This is a genomic window from Blastomonas natatoria (genome assembly GCF_003201955.1).
In the GTDB taxonomy this organism is placed as follows: Bacteria; Pseudomonadota; Alphaproteobacteria; order Sphingomonadales; family Sphingomonadaceae; genus Blastomonas; species Blastomonas natatoria.
In genome coordinates, this window is record NZ_QJJM01000012.1 from 17,339 (window position 1) to 33,832 (window position 16,494).

Annotated in this window: 16 protein-coding genes; 8 read left to right on the forward strand and 8 right to left on the reverse strand. The window is 63.0% G+C overall.

Annotation, left to right across the window (positions count from 1 at the left end):
* Positions 1–110 precede the first annotated feature (110 nt).
* A complete protein-coding gene (locus C7451_RS14645) occupies positions 111–578 on the forward strand; it encodes an Lrp/AsnC family transcriptional regulator (protein WP_110299718.1) in 468 nt (155 codons plus the stop codon).
* A gap of 75 nt (positions 579–653) precedes the next feature.
* Here C7451_RS14645 and C7451_RS14650 read toward each other — a convergent pair whose 3' ends face one another.
* On the reverse strand, positions 654–1,991 hold the full coding sequence (locus tag C7451_RS14650) for a hypothetical protein (RefSeq protein ID WP_110299719.1): 1,338 nt from the start codon (positions 1,989–1,991) through the stop codon (positions 654–656).
* A gap of 232 nt (positions 1,992–2,223) precedes the next feature.
* On the opposite strand from C7451_RS14650, the gene C7451_RS14655 reads away from it, so the two are divergent.
* From C7451_RS14655 to gyrA, 3 genes are all read left to right on the forward strand, one after another.
* The gene (locus C7451_RS14655) at positions 2,224–2,982 is read left to right on the forward strand and encodes a YaaA family protein (protein WP_110299806.1); all 759 of its coding nucleotides are present in this window, start codon (positions 2,224–2,226) and stop codon (positions 2,980–2,982) included.
* Complete coding sequence (locus tag C7451_RS14660) at positions 2,979–3,674, forward strand: SDR family NAD(P)-dependent oxidoreductase (RefSeq protein WP_208625223.1); 696 nt, start codon at positions 2,979–2,981, stop codon at positions 3,672–3,674. Before C7451_RS14655 ends, C7451_RS14660 begins: the two co-directional genes overlap by 4 nt.
* A 139-nt stretch (positions 3,675–3,813) precedes the next feature.
* Positions 3,814–6,501 carry a DNA gyrase subunit A gene (gene gyrA, locus C7451_RS14665; RefSeq protein WP_110299721.1) on the forward strand — a complete coding sequence of 896 codons (2,688 nt, stop codon included), beginning with the start codon at positions 3,814–3,816 and terminating at the stop codon, positions 6,499–6,501.
* Between the two features lie 3 nt (positions 6,502–6,504).
* Here the strand turns inward: gyrA and C7451_RS14670 are convergent, their stop codons facing one another.
* From C7451_RS14670 to C7451_RS14680, 3 genes are read right to left on the reverse strand one after another with little or no spacing between them, the layout of a single operon-like run.
* Positions 6,505–6,894: a type II toxin-antitoxin system death-on-curing family toxin gene (locus tag C7451_RS14670; protein WP_110299722.1), complete on the reverse strand. Its 390-nt coding sequence runs from the start codon at positions 6,892–6,894 to the stop codon at positions 6,505–6,507.
* A gap of 1 nt (position 6,895) precedes the next feature.
* A complete protein-coding gene (locus tag C7451_RS14675) occupies positions 6,896–7,123 on the reverse strand; it encodes an AbrB/MazE/SpoVT family DNA-binding domain-containing protein (protein WP_110299723.1) in 228 nt (75 codons plus the stop codon).
* 31 nt (positions 7,124–7,154) lie between these two features.
* Complete coding sequence (locus tag C7451_RS14680; RefSeq protein WP_110299807.1) at positions 7,155–7,826, reverse strand: lysoplasmalogenase; 672 nt, start codon at positions 7,824–7,826, stop codon at positions 7,155–7,157.
* 94 nt (positions 7,827–7,920) lie between these two features.
* Between C7451_RS14680 and trmFO the strand changes: the two genes are divergently transcribed.
* Positions 7,921–9,291, forward strand: a complete 1,371-nt coding sequence (gene trmFO, locus C7451_RS14685) for a methylenetetrahydrofolate--tRNA-(uracil(54)-C(5))-methyltransferase (FADH(2)-oxidizing) TrmFO (RefSeq protein WP_110299724.1) — start codon at positions 7,921–7,923, stop codon at positions 9,289–9,291.
* Here the strand turns inward: trmFO and C7451_RS14690 are convergent, their stop codons facing one another.
* Together C7451_RS14690 and C7451_RS14695 are read right to left on the reverse strand one after the other, a co-directional pair.
* Positions 9,292–9,744: an EF-hand domain-containing protein gene (locus tag C7451_RS14690; RefSeq protein ID WP_110299725.1), complete on the reverse strand. Its 453-nt coding sequence runs from the start codon at positions 9,742–9,744 to the stop codon at positions 9,292–9,294.
* A gap of 25 nt (positions 9,745–9,769) precedes the next feature.
* Entirely contained in the window at positions 9,770–10,684 is a 915-nt protein-coding gene (locus C7451_RS14695) for a hypothetical protein (protein ID WP_208625224.1), read from the reverse strand.
* Here C7451_RS14695 and C7451_RS14700 point away from each other — a divergent pair.
* The 3 genes from C7451_RS14700 to C7451_RS14710 are packed head-to-tail and all read left to right on the forward strand — an operon-like array spanning position 10,674 to position 13,917.
* Positions 10,674–12,485 carry a pilus assembly protein TadG-related protein gene (locus C7451_RS14700; RefSeq protein WP_167398566.1) on the forward strand — a complete coding sequence of 604 codons (1,812 nt, stop codon included), beginning with the start codon at positions 10,674–10,676 and terminating at the stop codon, positions 12,483–12,485. The two genes, C7451_RS14695 and C7451_RS14700, sit on opposite strands and share 11 nt — an antisense overlap.
* On the forward strand, positions 12,482–13,081 hold the full coding sequence (locus tag C7451_RS14705) for a TadE/TadG family type IV pilus assembly protein (protein WP_110299728.1): 600 nt from the start codon (positions 12,482–12,484) through the stop codon (positions 13,079–13,081). Before C7451_RS14700 ends, C7451_RS14705 begins: the two co-directional genes overlap by 4 nt.
* A complete protein-coding gene (locus C7451_RS14710; protein ID WP_146215383.1) occupies positions 13,078–13,917 on the forward strand; it encodes a TadE/TadG family type IV pilus assembly protein in 840 nt (279 codons plus the stop codon). Before C7451_RS14705 ends, C7451_RS14710 begins: the two co-directional genes overlap by 4 nt.
* Positions 13,918–13,956: 39 nt before the next feature.
* Here C7451_RS14710 and C7451_RS14715 read toward each other — a convergent pair whose 3' ends face one another.
* Positions 13,957–15,330, reverse strand: a complete 1,374-nt coding sequence (locus tag C7451_RS14715; RefSeq protein WP_110299730.1) for a pyruvate dehydrogenase complex E1 component subunit beta — start codon at positions 15,328–15,330, stop codon at positions 13,957–13,959.
* Complete coding sequence (gene pdhA / locus C7451_RS14720; protein ID WP_244181944.1) at positions 15,330–16,352, reverse strand: pyruvate dehydrogenase (acetyl-transferring) E1 component subunit alpha; 1,023 nt, start codon at positions 16,350–16,352, stop codon at positions 15,330–15,332. Before pdhA ends, C7451_RS14715 begins: the two co-directional genes overlap by 1 nt.
* Positions 16,353–16,494: the final 142 nt, after the last annotated feature.

Sequence of the window (16,494 nt, forward strand, 5' to 3'; positions counted from 1 at the left end):
TCATGTTGCGGAAAATTCCACAACATGCCCAGATATAGCGGGTCGGACGCCAGAGCGATGCTGCGCATCGCACGGGCGCCAGGCCTTCAGGGAAAGCCAGGGGAAAAATCGTGTCAAGTCTGGACCAAATCGATCGGCAGCTGCTCACCCGGCTCCAGGAGGAAGGGCGGATCACCAATGTCGAACTCGCCAGCCGCGTCGGGCTGACGGCGCCCCCCTGTCTGCGCCGTGTCCGCGCGCTCGAGGAAGCCGGCATCATCCGCGGCTATCATGCAGATATCGACCCGCAAAAGCTTGGCTTTGCGATCACCGTCTTTGCCATGGTGAGCCTGAAAAGTCAGGCCGAGAGCGATCTCAAGGCTTTCGAGGAGCATGTGAGCACCCTGCCCGAAGTGCGCGAATGTCACATGCTCAATGGCGAGATCGACTTCATTCTCAAGATCGTGGCGCGCGACCTGCAGGAATTCCAGGCCTTCCTGACCTCCAAGCTCACACCTGCGGCCAATGTCGCCAGCGTGAAGACCTCGCTCACCATCCGCACCAGCAAGCAGCAGCCCGGCGTTCCGCTGGAAGACTGACCAGGCTGCACGGCAAGAAAAAGGCAGGCCGGGCAAAGACCCGACCTGCCTTGCTGATCTCCGGTCGTCTGAAAATCAGGCAGCGGGAGCTGCTGCGCCTGCGCCCGACTTCTGGTCGATATACAGCGTCCACAGCTTGGCCAGCGGCGCACGCTGTCCGGTGACACCGGCCAGGGTCTGGCGAGCAGGATCCAGCTTGCCCTGGGCGACCTGTGCAATCGCCTGAACCATCAGCGCACGCTCCTTGTCGGTCGCGCCCTTGGTGATCGCGATACCGGCAAGCTCCTCGGCCTCGGCATATTGCTTGTTGGCAAGCAGAGCATCGGCCGTGGCAAGGGTCACCGTGGCCGTGGCCTTGCCGCGCGAATCCCGGATCGAATCGGGCAGCGTCGCGACATATTCACCCCGGTTGGCATTGGCCGTCGCCATCGCTTCCTTGAAATAGGCATTCCCCTCGGTGATGATGCCGGCAGCCTTGCCTTCCTCGATCAGCGCAAGAACCTCGGTCGGACGGCGCGCGGCACCAGCTGCCTCGATATATTCCTGATAATCGCTGGCGCTGGTCATGCCGCCCGTCATCCGCAGCAGCCGCATCGCATCCAGATTCTGCTCGCTGGTGAAACCGCGATTGTCGCTCTGCACGGCCTGGATCACTTCATGCCAGGCGTTCTTGCCCGTATCGGCACGCAGCAACAGATTGGCCCATACGCTGCTGTCGCTCTTGGTGGCGCGGGCGATCTGGAAGCCGCGCTTGGCCCAGCTGGGCGCATATTGCTTGTCGCCCGCCAGCTGCGCCTCAACGGCGCGCTGCAGATAGGGCAGGCCTTCGGCTGCCAGCGGCGCATTGGCTGCATCGATGCTGCGGCCACCGGACTTGGCAATCGCCTCGCCAAAATGGGCCTCGGCCAGCTGGAACAGGTTTACCGGGCTGTTCTGTCCCGCGTTGACGGCGGCCGTGAGATACTGGCGAGCGCGCGCAAAGTCATTCTTCACCAGTGCCTTTTCACCGATAAAACTGTTGAAGGTGCGCTGCTCGGCCTCTGTTGCCTTGCCGCTGGCCAGCGCCATTTCGACGCCCTTCATCTGCATCGCGTCGTCCTGCTTTTTCAGGCCGATCTGCAGCGTCATCTTGCCGGTCAGATATTTTTCGTCGGCGCTCGCTACGACCGCAGCAGCTTCGTTAAGCTTGGCCTCGGCGGTAACGAAATCGTTCGCGCCAAATGCGGTCTGGGCGGCAGCGAAGGCGTTGCGGAATTCCGCGCTCAGCTCCATCTGCGGCGCTTCTTCCTTCCCCTTCTTCCCCTTCTTCTCCTTCTGGGCAAGGGCAGCATCGGTCGGCAAGGCCAGCGAAACCGCGGTGGTTCCGGCCAGAGCCAGCATCAGGGCCATGTTGAAACGGGAAATGCGACGCATGTTATCCTCCGAACTAAAGCGCGGCAAAAATGGGGAGTGCCGTCATGATATGGCCTTTGGAGACCGGTTGATGAAGCCGTCCTTAATGACTCTGGCAGGAACGGACAACGACCTTTGCAGTTCCGTTGCACAAAGCCGATGATCTGTGGGCGGACTGCCAATCGCGAGCCTGGCGCATCGGCAGAATGCGATGGTCTTTGCATCGGTTTCGCGCTGGTCTATGCGCGATCGCATGATCATCCTGCTTTCCCCCGCCAAATCGCTGGATTACGATTCGCCTGCCCCTGCCATTTCGCCGAGCCACCCCCGTTTCGAGCCGGAAACCGAGCGGCTGGTGAAGTCCGCCGCGCGGCTCAGCAAGGCCAAGATGAAGCAGATCATGCCGGTCTCGGACGCGCTGATCGACCTCAACTATGCGCGCTATCGCGGCTTTTACGATCAGCCCGAGCGGCCGGCCGCATTTGCCTTCAATGGTGATGTATATACCGGGCTGGAAGCGCGGACGCTCGACGAACCGGCGCTGACCTTCGCGCAGGATCATGTGCGCATCCTTTCGGGTCTCTACGGCCTGCTTCGACCGTTTGACAGCATGCGCCCCTATCGCCTTGAGATGGGCACCCGCTGGGCGCCGCGCCATGACTCGCTGGTAGCATTCTGGGGCGACAGGATTGCCGGCGCGATTGCCGAAGACCTGAGCGCCAGCGGCGGCGACACCGTGATCAACCTTGCCAGCCAGGAATATTTTGCTGCAGCCGGCAAGGGCCTCACCAAACGAGGCATCCGCGTCGTCACGGCCGATTTCCGTCAGCAGGGTCCCAAGGGGCCGCGCTTCGTCAGCTTCGATGCCAAGCGCGCACGCGGCATGGCGGCGCGCTTTCTGTGCGAAAATCGCCATGACGATCCGGAAGCCCTCAAGGGCTTTGATAGCGACGGCTATCGCTTCGATGCCGAGGCGAGCGACGATGACGTCTGGCGGTTCGTGCGATCATGACACGCACCACCGTCATCATCGGCGCGTCCGGCGGCATCGGCGCAGCACTGGTCCGCCAGGCCGAAACGCGCGGCCATGCTGTCATCGGGCTGGCGCGGAGCTTCTCGGGTGAGCGGCATGTCAACCTGGAGGACGAGGCGAGCATCGCTGCCGCTGCGGCGCGCGTCGCTGATTTGGGCCTTGCACCCGACCGGGTGATCATAGCCACCGGCCTGCTGCATGCCGACGGGCGCGGCCCGGAAAAAAGCATGAAGGATCTTGATGCTGTGTGGATGGCACGGAACTTCGCGGTCAACACCATCGGCCCTGCCCTGGTCGCCAAGCATTTTGTTCCCCTGATGCCGCGCAATGCCCCTGCCCTGTTCGCGGCAATCGGGGCGCGGGTGGGCAGCATTTCCGACAACCGGCTGGGCGGCTGGTACGGATATCGCGCGGCCAAGGCGGCGCTCCACATGACGATCCGCAATATCGCGATCGAATGGGGTCGCCGCAACGATCAGTCGATCGCGGTGGCGCTGCACCCCGGTACGGTCGATACGGCGCTCAGCAAGCCATTCCAGGCCAATGTCGCCGAGGGCAGGCTGTTCGATGCGGACCTGAGCGCAGGCATGATGCTGGACGTGCTCGACGGGCTTTCTCCTGCCGATTCGGGCGGCATTTTCGCCTTTGACGGCAGCGCCATTCAGCCCTGACGTTGCGGCACCACCAAGCGGCTGTTTTTCCTGTTGAAAAATACCCGTAAAATCCCCGCAAAAGCTGGCTTTTCTTGGGGCTCTGGCCTAGAGCCGAGGCTGACGCGAAAGCGTCATAAAGGCATAAAAGGCGCATGGAATGAACGACACCACCGCAGCAGCGGAACCCAGTGAAATCGAACGCATCGACATCGTCGACGAGATGCGGTCGAGCTATCTCGACTATGCCATGTCGGTCATCGTCAGCCGCGCCCTGCCCGATGTCCGTGACGGCCTGAAGCCCGTCCACCGCCGCATTCTCTTCGCCAGCCAGGAAGGCGGCTTCGTCGCCGGCCGCCCCTATCGCAAGTCCGCCAAGATCGTCGGCGACGTGATGGGCAACTATCACCCGCATGGCGATAGCGCGATCTACGACGCCCTGGCGCGCATGACCCAGGACTGGTCGATGCGCGTGCCGCTGATCGACGGCCAGGGCAATTTCGGCTCGATGGATCCCGACCCGCCGGCTTCGATGCGCTACACCGAGGCGCGCCTCGCCAAGGTCGCCAACAGCCTGCTCGACGATCTCGACAAGGATACGGTCGACTTCACGCCCAACTATGACGGTTCGCGCGACGAACCGCAGGTGCTGCCCGCACGCTTCCCCAACCTGCTGGTCAACGGCGCGGGCGGCATCGCGGTCGGCATGGCAACCAACATCCCGCCGCACAATCTGGGCGAGGTGATCGACGCGTGCCTCGCGTGGATCGACAATCCGATGATCGAGCTGGAAGATCTGATGAAGATCGTGCCCGGTCCCGATTTCCCCACCGCGCCGCTCATTCTCGGCCAGTCCGGGGTGCGCAGCGCCTATTCGACCGGTCGCGGATCGATCATCATGCGCGCGCGGCACAAGATCGAGGAAGGCCGGGGCGACCGCCGCTCGATCGTGCTGACCTCCATGCCCTTCCAGGTCGGCAAGAACAGTCTGGTCGAGAAACTGGCCGAAGCCGCCAAGGACAAGCGGATCGAGGGCGTCAGCGACATTCGCGACGAATCCAACCGCGAAGGCGTGCGCGTGGTCATCGATCTCAAGCGCGATGCCACGCCCGATGTCGTGCTCAACCAGATCTGGCGGCACAGCCCCGCCCAATCGAGCTTCCCGGCGAACATGCTCGCCATCCGGGGCGGACGCCCCGAGGTGCTGCCGCTCAAGGAGATCATTGAGGCGTTCGTCCGCTTCCGCGAGCAGGTGATCACCCGCCGCACGAAGTTCGAGCTCGCCAAGGCGCGCGACCGTGCGCACATCTTGCTGGGCCTCGTGGTCGCGGTCACCAACATGGACGAGGTGGTGCGGATCATCCGCTCGTCCGCCTCGCCTGCCGAAGCGCGCGCCGCCCTGATCGCGCGGCAATGGCCGATTGCAGAGATCGCGCCCTATATCCGCCTGGTCGAGGCGATCGAGGCGGAGATCGAAGGCGATACCTATACGCTGAGCGACCTTCAGGTCCGCGCCATCCTCGACCTGCGCCTGCACCGTCTGACTGCGCTGGGCCGCGATGAAATCGGCAATGAATTGAAGGCACTTGCCGCGAACATCGAAGAATATCTCGCGATCCTGGCCGACCGTGCCAAGCTCTACGAGGTGCTGCGCGAGGAGCTGATCGCGGTCAAGGACGAGTTTGCCACGCCGCGGCTGTCAGAGATCGCCCCGGCGGCCGACGGCATTGACGACGAGGACCTGATCGAACGTGAGGAGATGGTCGTCACCGTCACCCTGCAGGGCTATATCAAGCGCACGCCGCTCGATGCCTTCCGCGCGCAGGCACGCGGCGGCAAGGGCCGATCGGGCATGGCGACCAAGGACGAAGATGCCGTCACCAGCATGTTCGTCACCTCGACGCACACACCGGTGCTGTTCTTCTCGACCCATGGCAAGGTCTATCGCAAGAAGGTCTGGCGCCTGCCCGAAGGCGGGCCGGCGACGCGCGGGCGCCCGATGATCAACCTGCTGCCGCTGGCGCAGGGCGAAACGATCCAGACCGTGCTGCCGCTGCCCGAAGACGAGGACACCTGGGCCGATCTGCACGTGATGTTCGCCACCGCCAATGGCACGGTGCGGCGCAATTCGATGGATGCGTTCACCAACATTCCCTCCAACGGCAAGATTGCAATGCGCTTCGACGAAGGCTCGGACGACCGGCTTATCGGCGTCGCCCTGCTGACCGAAGGCGACGATGTCCTGCTCGCTACGCGCCAGGGCAAGGCGATCCGCTTTGCTGCGACCGATGTGCGCGAATTCCAGAGCCGCACCTCGACCGGGGTGCGCGGCATGAGCTTGCGCGAGGGCGACGAGGTGATCTCGCTCTCGATTCTGGGCGGATTCGAGGCCACCACCGAAGAGCGCGACGAATATCTGCGTGCTGCGCCCTGGAAGGGCAACGATGCCGTTTCGACGCTCAAGCCCGAGCGCGTGGCCGAATTTGCAGAGGCCGAGCAGTTCATCCTGACCGTCTGCGCCAATGGCTATGGCAAGCTGTCTTCGGCTTACGAATATCGCAAGACCGGGCGCGGCGGCCAGGGCATCACCAATATCGACAATATCGACCGCAACGGCCCGGTGCTGGCGAGTTTCCCGGCGCATCAGTCGGACCAGCTGATGCTGGTGACCGATCAGGCCAAGCTCATTCGCCTCAGCCTCTCGACCATGCGCGTGATCGGCCGCAATTCGGCAGGCGTGCGCCTGTTCAACGTCGCCGATAATGAGCATGTCGTCAGCGCCGCGCGCATCGCTGAGGAGGAAAACGGCGACGTGGCGGAGGAACCGGCCGAGTCTGCGGGCGAGTAAGCCTCAGCCCGGCTCCACGATATGATCGCGAAACCAGCGGGCGACTTCATCCTCGGTGAGGTCGCCTGCGGCGAGCGCGAGCGTCATTACCACGAGTTCGGCTTCAGTGATCTCGAACGCGATGTCGTTAAGGAACAGAAAGGTCAGCGCGACCACCGCCGCGCTGCGCTTGTTCCCGTCAGCGAACGGATGGTTGCGTGCGAGGCCAAAGGCATAAGCGGCTGCGAGATCTGCGGCATCGGGCTCGCCATAGGCCGCAAGGTTCAGCGGACGTGCCAGTGCACTCTCGACCAGAGCAGCGTCGCGAATACCGCTCAGACCGCCATGTTCGGCTATCTGTTCGTCGTGCAGCGCGAGGACGACATCGTGCCGCACCCAGATCCAGTCGGCCACCTCACTTGGCCAGTTCGCGCAGTGCGTTGCGATAGCGCGCCATCACGTCGCGCGCGGCGGACATCTGCTTATCGAACTCGGGATCGGCAGATTTGAGCGCAATGCCATCGGCCTGCTTCACCACGGACACTTCGTCGCCTTGCGAAAGGTTGAGGTGCGCCAGCACGTCCTTGGGCAGGATGATGCCGGTCGAATTGCCGATCTTGATGAGCTTGAGGGGCTTGTTCATACACATGTTATAACACGCGCACTCCCGTGCTTCAACCGGCGACGCGCGGGTCCCTGTGGCGCAGGCTCTGGATGACGCCGGTGCAGATCAGGAACTGGCCGAAATAATAGAGCGGCCAGATCAGCCATTCGGGGATGGCGGAGCCCTCCAGCGGTCCCAGGCGCGCGAAGATCAGCAGGTCGGACACCACGAAAAGCAGCGCCCCGGTGCCGACACGGTAGCGCGGAAAATCGCTGGTCCAGGCCATCGCCGCCATCACCGCCAGAAACAGGCTGTACAGCGCGATGCCCCCTGCCCCCGCCCGGTCCATTGGCAGCGCCCAGGCGATCAGCACCACGCCCGGCACCAGCAGCAGAGCGAACAGCCGCTGGCTGAAGGTGACACTCGCCCGGCGGTGCCGCCCATAGAGCCAGATCGCGACGACATGACCGAAGAGGAAAGCGATCGCGCCGTAGATCATGTCGATCTCGATAGCCATGTCGCCGATCGCGCCCAGCGTCATGACCGCACCGATCAATCGTGCGTCGAACGAGTGGTGGCGCGAGAACGCGAACACGGCGAGAAAGCCGACGCCCAACCCCTTCCATAGCATCAAATACAGGCCGGGAATCGGGGCATCGCTGATGAAATAATAGCTGATCGCCGACACCAGGCTCAGCAGCAGCCAGGGCCGCGATTCGGCCAGCGCGCGTTTGACGACCATCTTTTCCCCCATTTGCGTCCGCCGCCCTGATGGCACCGAAAGCCGATCATGCGCAAGCTGGGCAAATGCGCTCGCACGCGCTATCTGCACGCGCATGAGCAACAGCAACGATTTCCAGCACCAGATTCACATCATCGGCGGCGGCCTGGCCGGGTCCGAAGCGGCATGGCAGCTCGCCCAAGCCGGCGTGAAGGTGCGCCTGTCCGAAATGCGCGGCAGCGGCGACATGACGCCCGCGCATCAGACCGATGGCCTGGCCGAACTGGTCTGTTCCAACAGCTTCCGCTCGGACGACGCCGATCGCAATGCTGTCGGCCTGCTCCATCAGGAGATGCGCACGCTGGACTCGCTGATCATGGCAGCCGCCGACAAGGCCAAGGTGCCCGCCGGGTCGGCCCTGGCAGTCGATCGCGACATCTTCTCCGATATGGTCACCAAGGCTCTGAGCGAGCACCCGAACATCCGGATCGTGCGCGAGCGGATCGACACCCTGCCGAACGAAGGCCCCACGATCGTCGCCACCGGCCCGCTCACCGCCATGTCGCTCGCCCAGTCGATCGGCGCAGCCACCGGCGAAGACGCGCTGGCGTTCTTCGATGCCATCGCGCCGATCGTGCACCGCGACAGCATCGACATGGACATCTGCTGGATGGCCAGCCGCTGGGACAAGGTGGGGCCGGAAGGCGACGGCAAGGACTATATCAACTGCCCGATGGACAAGGACCAGTATCTCGCCTTCCATCGCGGTCTGATCGAGGGCGACAAGACCGAGTTCAAGGAATGGGAGAAGGACACGCCCTATTTCGAGGGCTGCATGCCGATCGAGGTGATGGCGGCGCGCGGTGTCGATACGCTGCGCTTCGGCCCGATGAAGCCGGTCGGCCTCGATAATCCGCGCACCGGGCGCTGGCCTTATGCGGTGGTGCAGCTGCGCCAGGACAACAAGCTGGGCACCTTGTGGAACATGGTCGGCTTCCAGACCAAGCTCAAGCATGGCGCGCAAGTCGAACTGTTCCGCACCATTCCGGGACTGGAAAAGGCGGAATTCGCGCGGCTGGGCGGATTGCACCGCAACACCTTCATCAACTCGCCGCGCCTGCTCGATGCCCAGCTCAGGATGCGCAAGGCGCCGCATATCCGCTTTGCCGGGCAGATCACCGGCTGCGAGGGCTATGTCGAAAGCGCCAGCGTCGGGCTGATGGCCGGACGCTTCGCCGCTGCCGAATTGCAAGGACGTTCGCTGGAAACGCCGCCGGTCACGACGGCGCTCGGAGCGCTGCTCGGCCACATCACCGGCGGGGCGGAGGCGAGCGACTTCCAGCCGATGAACGTCAATTTCGGCCTGTTCCCGCCGCCCGAGGACAAGGTGCACAAGAAGCAGCGCAAGGAAGCCTATACCGCGCGCGCGCGTGCCGATCTGCAGGGCTGGCTCAATGGTGCAGGCGAGGTCATCGCCGCCGAATAGTCAGCACTTGCAGCGCTGTACCGGGCGCTTGGGCCGGGTGGTGGCGAATTCCTGCGGAGAGAGGCGCCCATTGCGATCGGCATCCGCGCCAGCGAAACGGTCCGATGTCGCCACCGCCCATTCCTCGAAGGTCAGCAGGTTGTTGCCGTCCTTGTCGAGCGCCCGAAAAGCCTTGGTGCGGCTGGCGAGCAGTTCCTCGCGCGTGATGATGCGGTCACCATTGCGGTCGAACCGCGCAAAGCGCCGCTCCTCGCGCGTCATTTCGGTGGCCTCGGGCGGTGCAGGGCCGCGCAGCGCGCCCGGATCGGCAAACGGCAGGCCGTCGTCCTGAGGCTCGGGCGGAGGGGCGGCGATCTCGGCCAGCTCGTCCTCCTGCTGCTGCTGTGCCCGGATCAGGAAGAACCCGCCGACCAGCAAGGCGATGGCCGCCAATCCGCCGAACAGGATCCGCATTGCCCTTCCCCCTCTCGTAAGCCGGTCACCGCCCGGTCACCCCATGCCATACCAGCCGCGCGAACAGGCCAGGGCCGGCCCATGGACGATCCAGCCGTGCCCGGGCGATGTCAAGCCGCACCGCCAGCGCGATGATCGACAGCGGCCGCAAGCTGCGCGGCAGCCGGATGCTGCCAAGACGTACCACATCCAACCGCAGGAATGCGGCGTCGAGCGCCGGCGTCCTGCGATGAAAGCGCACCATGTCCCAGATCGCCCAAGCCTGTCCGATCGCCTGAAGGTCTGCAGTACCAGCACCGGGACATTGCGTCGCGAACGCCTGGAGCAATTGCCCGCGCCCCTGCGCAAAGTGAAAAATTGCTGCCTCGTCCTCCAGTTCCAGTGCCGTCTCCCAGCCCCGGATGACCGGACCCAGCGCCGCCAGCAGATTGAGGCCCTGCGCCTCTATCGGCAACAAAGCTGCAAGCACGGGATTGGCGGACGGACGCTCGGACACAGGCTTGGCCAGCACATCATGCCACCATTGCAGCCGGATCTGCGCCAGCATGGGCTCGCGCGCCTGCAGCACGATGCCGGCCATCTGGGCGTCGAATGCGAACAGCGCCTGACACCAGCCACGCACCTGACGGTCGCCATAACCGGATGCCAGCGTGACCAGCGGCGAAACAGGAGTATCGGGCGGAGCCATGCCGCGCGCGATCCCCGAAAAGCTGGGCCAAATCAAGGTAAACTTGGGCTTAACCATTTCCCTTTGAGCGCTGCTTACCATTGCCCTCGTAAAAGGCAGGCTGCGTCTAAGGGGCATTAACCACATCATGACCATCCGCCACGTCGACAACCCGTGCCCGACTTCCGGTTCGCGGCCTTCTGCCGAAGGTGTGAAGGCTCGGCCGCTGCTGAACCGCTTGATCGAATCAAGGCGCGGCAATGTGCTGCCCATTCTGGCCGCGAGCATCCTGCCGATGGCCGCAATGGTCGGTGGCGCCATCGACATGAGCCGTGCCTATATGGTCAAGTCGCGCATCCAGCATGCCTGCGATGCCGGGGTGCTGGCTGGACGCCGCGCCATGGCGCAGAGCACCTACACGACCGCAGCCGAGGCGCAGGCAGAATCCTTTTTCGATGTCAATTATCAGGAGGGATATAACGGTACCACCGATGTGTCCTTCGACTCCGAAAACCCGACCGGAAGCAGCAAGATCACCGGATCGGCTTCGGCAGAAATGCCCACAGCCATCATGGGCATGTTCGGATATGACACGCTGACCATCGCGGTAAGCTGCGAGGCCGAGCTCAATCTGACCAATACGGACGTCACGTTCGTGCTCGACGTGACAGGCTCGATGGCCGAGACGCTGACCAACGCGGACGGTACCTCTGCCGTCAAGCTCACGTCTCTTCAGGAGGCGGTGATGAGCTTCTACGATACGATGGCGAATGCGGCAGCGGGCAGCGACGCGCGCATCCGCTATGCGTTCGTGCCTTATTCGAGCAACGTCAATGTCGGCGAACTGCTCTATGATGCCAATCCTGAATGGCTTGTCGGCGGCCTGGTGGGTGACAGCTGGAATTACAGATCGCGTGTGACCTTCTGGCAGGATTGCGAGATTCACGGCGCGACCGGCCAGGTCTCCTGCCCTTCGTCGCGACCACACGACGCTTTGACCGGTGGAACGAATACCACCGCGTCCGCTTGTACGACATGGGGCAGAGCGGCCAGCGAAACCAGTACAGTCAACGGCGTGACAACGGTCACCACCTATGATCGTTTCTCATGGCAGGGACGAGATACCAGATGGAATAATTCCGGAACGGGGCAATGCCTTCGAATCCGAACGCGGCGGGTCACTCCCAACCACTTGCGGCCGACAGACACCTCTGTGGCACGAATTGCTTATGGTCGCGGTCTGGTCAATTACCCGACCTACGACTACGTCCGCTCGATCAAGGACGCCAATCCGGCGGTCTTTACGCCGACCGAAGTCAACGGCAGCACCAGCCGCTGGGGTGGATGCATCGAGGAACGCGACACTCTGGCGGCAACCGAATTCGCCAGTACGCGCAATGGTATCACTGCTGACGGCAGTCTCGATGCACATGACCTGAATATCGACGATGCACCGACCGACACGGCGACCAAATGGCGTCCGTTCTGGCGGGAGGTCTATTATCGGAGCACCAACGCGAACAGCCTGATCAGTCTTGGCAATGCGGCCTGCCCCGCCAAGGCCAGGCTGCTGGCAGAGATGACGCAGCAGCAGGTCAATGATTATGTGTACGGGCTGCGGGCAGTTGGCGGCACCTATCATGACATCGGCCTGATCTGGGGCGCGCGTCTCGCGTCGCCTCAAGGTCTGTTTCAATCCGTGGTCAACGAGGTTCCCGACAATCCAGGGTCGGTCAGCCGTCATATGATCTTCATGACGGACGGCCAGCTTGACCCTTCGTGGAGCTCTGCGTCAATCTATGGCATCGAGCAGGACGACCGGCGTATTGTTGGAACAAGCGGCAATAGTACCGACCAGGACCCGAGGCACCGCGACCGCTACCTGGCCGTCTGCCAGGCGATCAAGTCCAAGGGGATACGCCTATGGGTCATCGCCTTCGGGACCGAGCTGAGCGCGGACATGCAAACCTGCGCAAGCAGCGGCAGTTCGTTCACCGCCGACAATGCCGACGAGCTGAACTCGGCCTTTGAAAACATCGCCAAGAACATCGCGGAATTGAGGTTGACCCAATGATTGGCCGATTGGGGTTCATCCGGCGGGCAGGCCAGGATCGGCGCGGTGTCACCGTCACCGAATTCGGCCTGATCGCGCCCACCTTTCTGATCATGCTGCTCGGCGTGTTCGATCTGGGTTTCACCGTCTATGCCCGAGCCATTCTGGATGGCGCGGTACAGAAGGCCGGGCGCGATGCCACGCTGGAGAGTGGTGAGAGTTCCCTTGCCACGATCGATGCGCGCGTGCGCGAGAATCTTGGCCCATTGGGCAAGGATGCGGATATCGATCCGGTCCGCATGAGCTACCAGGATTTCGCGAAAGTGGGTCTGCCCGAAGAGTTCGAGGACGACAACAACAACGGCGTGCGCGATGCGGGGGAATGCTTCACCGATGAAAACGACAACGGCATCTGGGACACTGATCTCGGCAAAGAAGGTCAAGGCAAGGCACGCGACGTCGTGCTGTACACCGTCAGTATGCGGTTCAAGCGCAAGTTCCCGCTCTACGGGCTGATCGGGGCTGACGAATACACCACGATCAAGTCCGCCACAGTCCTGCGCAATCAGCCCTTTGACGCCCAAACCCCTCGCAACACCGAGAATATCTGCACATGATCCGCCCAGCAAACTCCCATTCCGGGCCAAGCCTGTCGACCCGCATGCGCAAGCTGGCGCGCAAGCTGCGGCGCGACCAGTCGGGGCTGGCGCTGATCGAATTCGCCTTTTCGCTGCCAATCTTCATCGGCCTCGGCTTTTACGGGGTGGAGATTGCGAACCTGGCGATCACGCAAATGAAGATGAGCCAGATCGCGCTCAACATGGCCGACAATGCCTCGCGCATCGGAACGCTCAACGCCACGCTGGGCGCGAAGGTGATCAACGAACAGCAAATCAACGATGTGTTTCAGGCCGCCGCGATCCAGGCGGGCGCCACGGGCATCTATCAGGACGGGCGGACCGTCCTTTCCAGCCTCGAGGTGAACGAAAGCGGCGGACAGACCATCATGTGGCAGCGCTGCAAGGGCCTCTTGATCGAGGATTCGGACTATGGCCCGGAAGGGACGGGTGCAACCGGCACCAGCTTCCAGGGGATGGGGCCGGCCGGCGACCGCATTCAGGCCAGCACAGGCACGGCGGTCATGTTCGTCGAGCTGACGTACATCTATCACCCGCTGTTCGGCAACATGTTCATGGAAGACCGCGAACTGCGCCAGGAAGCGGCCTATACCGTTCGCGATGCGCGTGATATCGGCGAGGAACCGATCGACAATGTCGCCGCTGCGCGCCAATCGACCTGCGACAAATATGACGCCATCTTGCCGCAGACACCGGACGCACAGATCGCCGCTGCGCAAGCACAGGCTGCGACGCCTGGCTATAGCAGCGGCAACAATCCCAACAATCCGGGTCGGGGTCTGTGCATTGCAGGTCTGATCTGCGTCAAGCTGTAAGGCAGGCCGGGCGGTTCGCCATCGCCCGGCCCGTCCGCTTCAGCCTTTGTAGGTGACCTTCTTCACCGCCGCGATCACGCGAGCGCTGTCGACCAGTGCCAGCTTTTCGAGGTTCGCGGCATAAGGCAGCGGCACATCCTCGTTGGTCACGCGCAGCACAGGTGCGTCGAGATCGTCAAAGCCCTGCTCCATCGCCACCGCGCAGATTTCCGATGCGATCGAGCAGACCGGCCAGCCTTCTTCGACCACGACCATGCGGTTGGTCTTCTTGAGGCTTTCGAGCACAGTTGCAGTATCGAGCGGACGCAGCGTACGCAGATCGACCACCTCGGCATCAATGCCTTCCGCCGCCAGCTTTTCCGCCGCTTCGAGCGCGACGCCGACGCCGATCGAATAGCTGACGATGGTGACATCGCTGCCTTCGCGCATGATCCGCGCCTTGCCGATCGGCAGGACATGATCGTCGAGCTTGGGCACATCGAAAGTGCGGCCATAGACCAGCTCGTTCTCCAGGAACACGACCGGGTCTTCGGTGCGGATCGCGGCCTTGAGCAGGCCCTTGGCATCGGCGCTGTCATAGGGGGCGATCACGATCAGACCGGGTACGCTGGCATACCAGGGGCCGAAATTCTGGCTGTGCTGCGCGCCCACGCGGCTCGCCGCGCCATTGGGACCGCGGAACACCACCGGGCAGCGCATCTGGCCACCCGACATGTAGTTGGTCTTGGCGGCCGAGTTGATGATATGGTCGATCGCCTGCATTGCAAAGTTGAAGGTCATGAACTCGATGACCGGACGCAGGCCGCCCATCGCAGCGCCAGCCCCGATGCCGGCAAAGCCATATTCGGTGATCGGCGTGTCGATCACACGGCGCGGGCCGAATTCCTCGAGCAGGCCCTGCGTCACCTTGTACGCGCCCTGATATTCGGCGACTTCCTCGCCCATCACGAACACGCGGTCGTCGGCGCGCATTTCCTCGGCCATTGCATCGCGCAGCGCCTCGCGCACCGTGGTCGGCACCATTTCGGTGCCTTCGGGGATCGCCGGATCGCTCACCTGCGCGCGCTTGGGCGTTTCGGGGACGATCTGCGCGTTCTCGGTCGGGGCCTCGGGCTCGGGCGCCGGGGCCGGAGCAGGCGCCGGTGCGGCTGCAGGCGCGGAGGCATCCTCGCCCTCGCCCGCGATTAGCGCGATCACCGCGCCGACCTTCACGTTGTCGGTGCCTTCGGCGATCAGGATCTTGGAAATCGTGCCTTCATCGACCGCTTCGAATTCCATCGTCGCCTTGTCGGTCTCGATTTCGGCCAGGATGTCACCGGAAGCGACGGTGTCGCCTTCCTTGACCAGCCATTTGGCCAGCGTCCCTTCTTCCATGGTCGGGGACAAGGCAGGCATTTTCAGTTCGATGGCCATCAATATTGCTCCACCAGCACATCGGTATACAGTTCGGACGGATCCGGCTCGGGCGAGGTTTCGGCAAAGTCCGCCGCTTCGCTGACAATCGAACGGATTTCCTTGTCGATCGCCTTCATCGCGTCTTCGCTGACGCCCAGCTTGACCAGTTCAGCCTTGGCCGCCTCGATCGGGTCGGACTTTTCCTTGACGTTCTGCACTTCCTCGCGGCTGCGATATTTCGCCGGGTCGGACATCGAATGGCCGCGATAGCGATAGGTCTTGAGTTCCATCAGCAGCGGGCCGTTGCCGCCGCGGACATATTCGAGCGCTGCTTCCGCTGCGCCGCGCACTTCGAGCACGTCCATGCCGTTGACCTGCATGCCGGGAATGCGGAAGGAATCGCCGCGCCGGTAAAATTCGGTCTCGGCGCTGCTGCGATCGACCTTGGTGCCCATGGCATAGCCGTTGTTCTCGATCACGAAGATGATCGGAAGCTTCCACAGCGCAGCCATGTTGAAACTTTCATAGACCTGGCCCTGATTGGCCGCTCCATCGCCGAAATAGGCCATGCACACGCCGCCATCTTCCGAATATTTGTGGCCGAAAGCGAGGCCAGCGCCCAGCGGCACCTGCGCGCCGACAATGCCGTGGCCGCCATAGAATTTGTGCTCGGTCGAGAACATGTGCATCGACCCGCCCTTGCCGCGCGAAATGCCCGCACCGCGCCCGGTCAGTTCGGCCATGATCACCTTGGGATCGATACCATAGGCGAGCATATGGCCATGGTCGCGATAGCCGGTGATCACGCTGTCCTTGCCCGGCTCCAGCGCCGATTGCAGACCCACTGCCACCGCTTCCTGGCCGATATACAGGTGACAGAAGCCGCCGATCAGGCCAAGGCCGTAAAGCTGGCCGGCGCGCTCCTCGAAGCGGCGGATCAGCAGCATTTCCTTGTAGAAATGCAGCAGTTCTTCCTGGGTCGCCTGATAGCGTTCGGGGTTGCGCGGACGAGGATGGTTGCTGCCCTCCTCGGGCAGCACCGGTGCTTTCGATGAGGCCTTTGCGGGCGGTTTGCGAACGGGCTTTGCAGCGGGTGTCTTGACCAAGACGGAGGACCTTTCCAGCTGAAGGATCAGTGCCGTGAGGCAGGGGGAGGATTGACCGCCTGTCTATAGAAGCACC